Here is a 7,070-nt window from a genome sequence, read left to right as displayed (position 1 = left end):
ATCTGCGAGAGTTTCTTTTTCTTTTATAGTCATAGAATTATTAGGGTTTTGAGAATTTCGCATAACGAACTAGGCTTGCCGACGTTGGCTAAACTGGCGCGTAGTTTGCGTATGCAAACGAGTGACAGTAGCCAATGTGGCTTTAGCCCGAACGAGAGCGAGCTGTGCGAGTCTCGAAGTGAAGCGGTAAGCTGTAGTTATGCGTGGTGCCGGAAAGTTATTACTTACTCTTTTTCTTTCCTCCTACATAATGACTCCCTTTTCCTTTGCTATTTGTTCCGCCAACACGTTTACTTCCTTTTCGTCCAGCTGCATCGATTGCCAAAGTTATTAACATAATGCTAATAATGAGAATAGAAATTAATTTGATTATTTTCATGTTTATTTACCTTTTAAATTTCATAAATGAAATTTGTTTTTATAATTCTGATTTGCGACTTTTGGAAATGTAGGAAGAAACAAGTAACCTATGGTAATTGCAATAGATTCTATAAATGAATATCTCTTATTCGAATTTTGTTCTTAGAGAGAACGACAAATTTTCCATATAGTCCTTCAGGATTTTTCTTAAGTAGAGTATTTAGTGAATTGAATATATCCTTATAATCGATTGGGTTGTATCTAAGAAAGATGATACCATTTGAATATTCTTTATGAGAGAAAACCCATTCTCCAAAATCTTTATCTAAAGTTAAAATGATTGCATTAAGTTTTTTTGCTAAATTGATAACTTCTATGTCAGGAATACCTTTGTATTGTTCTAATATAGAAAAAACTTTTTGACCCGAATTTCTGAGAAGTTTTACAAGTCGAAAATCAACGTTTTCATCAGCTAAAAGGCTAACTTGCAAGGAGGCTTTCTCGACTGATTACATCACTAGAATATGAAATGCAAGCAAGAATATCTTCTCTTTCGATGCTAGGAGTAGCCTCTAAAATGTCCTCGATGGACATGCCGTTACCTAGTCTTTCGAGGATAAGATCGACAGCGATTCTTGTATTTTTTATAACCGGTTTTCCAAGCAATATATCTGGGGAAGAGGTAAGTCGAGTCTTGTAATCCATAATAAAATCTTAGTCTTACGTTTATGAGAAAGTCAAGTTTAGAAAGAAGAGAAAATGGAGATTTTCGTATTTTGGCTCCTCCCATTCTTACAAAAAACAGAATCTTTTTATCAAATAAGTGGATTTTCCCGGCATTACGCATAACGAACTAGGCTACCCGACGTTCCCCGACCATGAGCCTCATAGAGGCGTTATGGACTGGCACAGAGCTTGCTTTTTTGCAAGCGAGTGACAGAAGGGGAATGTGGTGAAACCCGAGCAAGGGTTTGCTGTGCAAATCCCGCAGCGAAGCGGTAAGCCGTAGTTATGCGTCGTGCTTTATTCTTTTATAGTCCTTAATTCTAACATAAGTTTTTTACCTGCATTGGTAAGTGTCCAAAACCAAGCCATGCCCCCTGCAACGGTTTTCTCATAAGTTGATTCTATAAGCCCTAGAGAAATAAATTGAATTTTTATTGTTTGAAACATTTGGTTCGTAATGTTGCCCGAAACACCGGCTAATTTCGATAGTTCACGATCAATAATGATCTTAATCATATCTTCGTTTGGCATATTTAAAATAAAAGGGGATATAAGAGAGAAGATATTTTTCCATGTAGTAGATGTTTCCCACTTATTTAAAAATCTTCTTTGATTAGTCGTTTTATAATATTCTCCATTTATGTTTATAACTTTATCTAGACTAGCCAATTCAATTTTTGGTCTTAGATCATTTTCATATTTTTTGATTTTATATTTAAGTTGTTCATTTTCTTTTCTTAATTCATTTAATTCTGTAAGAAGTTTTTCATTTGCTTCATTTGTGCCTCTAGACCATCCTAAAGCTGGATACATTTTAATAGTTTTATTCAAACTTAAGGCTACATTTCCTGGTAGATCCTCTGGCTTATTCCACATTTTTACAAGACGACCTGTGGAGACTCTTTCTCTGAATCTTTGTAGCCGTAATTTTAAATCTTCCTCTTGCTCGCTTTTGCTTTCTGGCAAAAGATCAGGATTCTCATGAATAAGAGCGACTATTTTAAGCCCAATTTCACATGCATATTCATATTCTTTTTCTGTATAACTTATTCCTTCATTAGTAGTTGTACCATAGCGACCCCCAATAATTAAGAGATAATAATCACAGTCGTTTATTACTTTTTTTATAAATTCCCATTGTTCTTCATCTGCTGCAGGAAATAGTTCCATTCCTGCAGGAATACAATCCATTTCCATTAAAGTCTGAATAACTCGAGACCGTTCTTCCTTTAAATCAGCAAAAGTAGAGCTTACAAATATTTGATATCGTTTTTCCAAATTTTATTTCCTGGTCTATTTCATTGGTGTAAAGCATGACGCATAACGAACTAGGCTACCCGACGTTCCCCGACCATGAGCCTCAGAGAGGCGTTATGGACTGGCACAGAGCTTGCTTTTGCAAGCGAGTGACAGAAGGGGAATGTGCCTTTAGGCCGAGCAAGAGCGAGCTGTGCGAGTCTCGAAGCGAAGCGGTAAGCCGTAGTTATGCGTTGTCCATTCAGTTTTTTACAGTGGCGTAACTTTTAGATCAAGTTTAAAAGTTACTTCGTTTCCTTCGATCGTTGTGGTTCCTAAAGTTTGATATTCTTTTCTGATCTTAGATCTTTCTTGTTCCATTTTTCCTGGTTCTGTACTCAGATAATAATCTGAAACTTCGGTCGGTATTTTTTTTGTAAATGCTCCGACTATATCCCAGGAAACAGTACCAGTTGTTTGAATTAGGACATAACCATTATCCATTTTTTCGAAAACAATTCCATTTGCCCAAATTGATTTTTCCTTTGTTTGATATGCTAGCTTCCCGATGAAACCATTATCGTTTACCCAAGAGCCAATTTCGGCCGCTTCACATTTAAGAATATTATAGGAAGCATTGCCTTCTTTATTCATTTTATAGAATTTAATTAAGTATGGCTCGATTGATTGTAGCTTATTATTGGCTTTCTCTAGCAATTCAAGTCTTGGGATATTATTAGCATTATTTGCAAGATCAGCTTTCATTTTTTCCGTTTTTAGATAATTCGATGTATAATACATAGAGGTATAATGTCTTAAAATAGGATATAGAAAGAACCAAAAGATAGAAATTAATAGAGGTATTCCAAAATGATTTAGATATGAGCAAAAATTAAGAAAATAGATATTCTCGATATAATTAAGCCTTTCAATGATTGGCTTTGAATCGAGTATTAGAATTAAAATTAATTTCCAGTTATAAAGTGCTGTTGAAATTATGATAATTCCAATTAAAGGGTCTAGCAATCTTTGTTTAATTTGTTCTTTCAAACTTTCTTCTATTTCATTTGTCATATAATATTCTAATGGATGACGCATAACGAACTAGGGGGACGACGTTCCTCGAAGCTGAGCCTCAGAATGAGGCGTTAGCGTCGGCGCGAATCTTGCGTAAGCAAGAATCGTGACGGAGAGGAATGTGGCGCAGCCCAAGCAAGGCCGTGAGTGCCGCAGCGCAGCGTTTCCCCGTTGTTATGTGCAGTGCCTTCCATTACTTGAAATTGTTAAATCAAATATTTAAGAATTCTTCGCTAAGGGTAAACTTTGATTTTTTGTGAAATTGGTTGAGATCTTTTACTGTAAGCTTCTTCTATATATTTTTCCGGATCCTTCTTGAAATCATCCCATTTAACTAAGACGCAATATCGGTCATCTTCTGAGTGGGAACACTTTTCGTTCGGAATATAATAGTTATAAGAAAACTCCTTAATTACGGTCGAATCGTTAATCGCAATCGAATTATGATTTTTATTGCACTGAGAACAGATAATTGAACCGCGATATACTTTCGAATACATTTTTGGGAGAACAATTCCTAGTATACCATTTCGTGTATTTTCCTTTCCATTATATAAGGATGCTTGTAATTCTCGCTTTATAAAGGTTTGTTCTTCCTTTCCTAAATTCTCAGCGCTTTTTTCGCCGATTAGAAAAATAGTTACACTTGAATCAGCCAAATAATCACTACGAATCTTTTGAAGTATATAATCTTGATCATCAGATTTTATTGGTTCCTTCAAAGATTTATCAATGAAGTCGATTTTATGATTGTCTGTGATTTCTTTTTTGTATTCAAAATCTTCTGTTTTGAACGAAATAAAACATTTATGACCCATTTTATTGCTCTTTATTTCTTGCTTAAGTAAATTTTTAAGTTTTCGATTTGATGATTTGTTGAATCAAGTTGCCACTCACCTTCAAGAAATTTTGAAGCTTGTTGCTTATAATTTTCGGATTGCGGTAGATTCCCCAAGGCAAAGTAACCTTCCTGTAATGTTGCGTAGACCCAGTATTTATCATTTCTTTCTTCGAAATTCGATTTTATAAGGTCAAGGCAAATATCTATTACTTTAAGTCTAATTCTTCCTGCAATAGTATTATCTGCTGTTCTTTCATTTTTGTCTGTGCTTAAATACGCGCGTTGATTATATAAATAGGCGAGATTAATTCCGTTATAATAATCATTTTTTAAGTAAAAACCTTTTTCGTAATACATTAAAGATTTGTTAAGCATTTCTATGTCCCTTGATAAGGAAAATTTTCTTTTCCAAATAGCTCCCATTAGTCCAATTGTTTCAGGGTCTGTTGTTGTCGAAGGATTTAGTTTATCTAGTAGATTTAAGGCTTCCTCAAGTGATTCAGTTTCTGTTGGTATTTTTGATTTATAAGTAGCTAAAGTAAGTTTCTGAATGAGATAGGTATTGTTCATATCGATTTCTAGTGCTTTTGCAAATTGTTCTTTCGCTTTTATAAAATCTTTCTTTTCATTTAATAGCAGTAATCCTTTGTCGATAATCTCTCTTAAAGTTTCTCCTTTTTGGTCATTGTCTATGTCTAATGGTCTTATTAGCTCTGGTGGTTTAAGTGACTGGAGGAAAGTATATACTGGGCTATCAACATCGCTTTTATTGGAAATTTCCAAAATGGTTTGCCTTAATTCGTCTCGAAAACGCATAACTTCATCGAAACCTATGTCTTTGCCTAAATGTTCGTATTGTCTTATTACTGTGTGATTTAAGTCGAATGGATATTTTAGATCTTTTTCCGCTATTGCGATTGTTGTATATGGTTTTAATCCATGCCGAACTCCTAGCTCATACATTGCATTAGGATTTGATGTTGATAAGTCAGCTATTACAATATCAGCTTCAAAAAGTAGTTTATACATATGTAAATCGATCGTTCCTGAATGTCTAATTTCGTCTGCCCTTATACACTTGTATCCGCATTCTTCTACGACGTGTTTAATTATATTTTTGTATGTTTTGTCGAGATCTAATTCGCGACCTGTAGAATAGTCAATTTTGATTCCGTAACCCATTATTACAAAGCATGTTTTCATCTAAAATCTCCTTACTCAAATTTTATTAAATTGATTATATCGGTTTAATTGAGGCATTGCACATAACGACTAAGCTTGCCGACGTCCCTCGTAGCTGAGCCTGTGAAGGAGGCGTTAGCGTCGGCGCATCTCCTTGCATTTGCAAGGAGTGTGACGGAGAGGGATGTGTCGCAGACCGAGCGAGGGTGAGCCGTGCGAATCCCGAAGCGATGCGGTAAGCGGTAGTTAATTGCAGTTGGTATCTTATTGAATTAAATAAAAATACGAAGTGTAGTGAAAGCAAGCGCGCAAATTGTCTTTTTCTTTTCTTGATTTAGCGCGTAAATCGTTATCATCGCTTGAAAATCAGTATAAGCATTCGAGTTAGTAACTATTAAAGGTTTTCGTTCTTTCCTTTTTTTTTGTTTCTCAATTTGCGCGCTTTCTTATTTAATTTCTACCAATTGCAATTAACGAACTAGGCTTACCGACGTTGGCTAAACTGGCACGAGGCTTGCATTTGCAAGAGGAGTGACAGTAGCCAATGTGGTGAAATCCGAGCAAGGGCGAGCTGTGCGAGTTCCGCAGCGAAGCGGTAAGCCGTAGTTATACGCAGTCGCAAATGACTAGACTTTTATAAAAATGATAAAGCATTTTCCGAATTTAAGTATATTTGTTGAAAATGTGATTTGATAATATATCTGTTAAATTTTTGTATTATCGTTGGATTTTCAATATCAATGAATTCGTTATAATGTAAATCAGTTGTAATTATTACTGCACTAATTGGGGTAATTGGATAAAAAATTTCCATATCCACTGGCGGTTCGTTCGTTTCGAAATTTGCTTTAGTATTCACTACCGGTGAATCACATGTTATGAAAGGAAATTTAGTTTTATTGCGTAATAAACTTAGTTTATATGAATTTCTTTCGAGAAATAAAGAGCCAGCCGAATTTGTTGCAGAACAAATTGCTATGATATTAAAGAGATTTTCAAAGTTTATATTTGGAATATTCAAAGGTATATTTTTAAGACCATTTTTTATCTTTTCAGTTCTAAATAATTGAACCATGATGAATAGATTAAAATTCATATTATCTTCAGAATTTGAATAAAAATCTATACTTTCATTGTAAAGATAATCAAGATACTTTTTGCCTTTATTTTCAATACTAGATTGCAATTCTTCTCCAAGATTATGAATAATTACATCAAATTCTTTTTTAATCTCCTCAGTAGGTTGATTTAATTCCAATAGATACTTTAACTCAAAAATAATTGTAAAAAATTTTATCCAATCTTCGTTTAATTTTTTTAAATAATCAGGACTCTTGTTAATAAACAAATGCCGAAGAAGATTTATTTCATCGGAATTTAGTTTGTGGGGCTTATAGAAATCTCTAATATTACCTACATTCTCCAGTGAAGCTTTGAAAACATCTTTTCTATTCCTTGAACAAAATATTTGACCATCACGATCAGTCCAAGGTTTAAGATAGTGCTTCCAAACGGTATGCTGCCTTCTTTTTTTGTAAGGAATATTCATTGAATTATTTTGCGATTGCGTATAACGAACTAGGCTTACCGACGTTGGCTAGACTGGCACGACGCTTGCTTTTGCAAGGAGAGTGACAGTAGCCAATGT

Annotated in this window: 8 protein-coding genes; all 8 read right to left on the bottom strand. The window is 34.5% G+C overall.

Going from position 1 to position 7,070, the window contains the following annotated elements:
* Positions 1-220 precede the first annotated feature (220 nt).
* The 8 genes from EHS15_RS19035 to EHS15_RS02660 all read right to left on the bottom strand — a co-directional run bounded on the left by EHS15_RS19035 (position 221) and on the right by EHS15_RS02660 (position 6,971).
* Positions 221-379, bottom strand: coding sequence for a hypothetical protein (locus tag EHS15_RS19035; protein WP_167884137.1), 159 nt, complete (start codon positions 377-379; stop codon positions 221-223).
* A gap of 109 nt (positions 380-488) precedes the next feature.
* Positions 489-851: a DUF5615 family PIN-like protein gene (locus EHS15_RS02690; protein ID WP_135759006.1), complete on the bottom strand. Its 363-nt coding sequence runs from the start codon at positions 849-851 to the stop codon at positions 489-491.
* Positions 841-1,065, bottom strand: coding sequence for a DUF433 domain-containing protein (locus tag EHS15_RS02685; protein WP_135759005.1), 225 nt, complete (start codon positions 1,063-1,065; stop codon positions 841-843). The genes EHS15_RS02690 and EHS15_RS02685 overlap by 11 nt, the downstream gene beginning before the upstream one ends.
* 318 nt (positions 1,066-1,383) lie before the next feature.
* Positions 1,384-2,364 (bottom strand): DUF4062 domain-containing protein, encoded by a 981-nt coding sequence (locus EHS15_RS02680; RefSeq protein ID WP_135759004.1) that lies wholly within the window; start codon positions 2,362-2,364, stop codon positions 1,384-1,386.
* A 228-nt stretch (positions 2,365-2,592) separates the two neighbouring features.
* Positions 2,593-3,396, bottom strand: a complete 804-nt coding sequence (locus tag EHS15_RS02675) for a hypothetical protein (protein ID WP_135759003.1) — start codon at positions 3,394-3,396, stop codon at positions 2,593-2,595.
* Between the two features lie 236 nt (positions 3,397-3,632).
* Positions 3,633-4,217, bottom strand: a complete 585-nt coding sequence (locus tag EHS15_RS02670) for a TIR domain-containing protein (RefSeq protein WP_135759002.1) — start codon at positions 4,215-4,217, stop codon at positions 3,633-3,635.
* A gap of 11 nt (positions 4,218-4,228) precedes the next feature.
* Positions 4,229-5,443, bottom strand: a complete 1,215-nt coding sequence (locus EHS15_RS02665; protein ID WP_135759001.1) for a TRAFs-binding domain-containing protein — start codon at positions 5,441-5,443, stop codon at positions 4,229-4,231.
* A gap of 613 nt (positions 5,444-6,056) precedes the next feature.
* The gene (locus EHS15_RS02660) at positions 6,057-6,971 is read right to left on the bottom strand and encodes a DUF4238 domain-containing protein (protein WP_135759000.1); all 915 of its coding nucleotides are present in this window, start codon (positions 6,969-6,971) and stop codon (positions 6,057-6,059) included.
* Between the last annotated feature and the right edge of the window lie 99 nt (positions 6,972-7,070).

It is taken from the genome of Leptospira idonii (assembly GCF_004770995.1).
Lineage (GTDB): Bacteria > Spirochaetota > Leptospiria > Leptospirales > Leptospiraceae > Leptospira_A > Leptospira_A idonii.
The sequence above is the reverse complement of the archived record's forward strand: the minus strand, read 5'-3'. Positions and strand labels throughout refer to the sequence as shown.